Annotated in this window: 1 protein-coding gene; it reads left to right on the forward strand. The window is 72.2% G+C overall.

What is annotated here, in order from left to right; genetic code table 11:
- On the forward strand, positions 1-424 hold a 424-nt coding region (locus AC1DYK_RS35925), incomplete at both ends, for a hypothetical protein (RefSeq protein ID WP_478170608.1).

Consider the following 424-nt stretch of genomic DNA (forward strand, 5'->3'; position numbering starts at 1 on the left):
CACCACCGGCACCCACCACCGGCACCCGGCCACCTACGCCGCCATCGACCCCGAAGTCGCGCTGGACGCACTGCTGTTGGGGCGACAGGAGCAGCTGCACAAGGCGAGGGTCCGGGCCGGCGAGTTCACCGAGCGTTTCCGCCGGGCGGCGGCCGACCGGGACCCGGCCGAGGTCATCGCGCGCATCACAGGCGCGGAGGCCGTGCAGCAGCGAAGCCACCAAGTGATCCGCAGCGCGCAGCAGCAGCTGCGCGTCTTCGACAAACCGCCGTACCACGCCAACAGTGAACTCGACCCGAACCAGGCCGAACTCGACCTGCTCGCCCGCGGGGTGTCCGTCCGGGGCCTGTACGACGCGGAGAGCATCGACATGCCCGGCCGGGTGCACCTGCTGCGCATGTGGGCGGCGGCGGGCGAACAGGCC

Source organism: Variovorax sp. P2_H12, assembly GCF_056403395.1.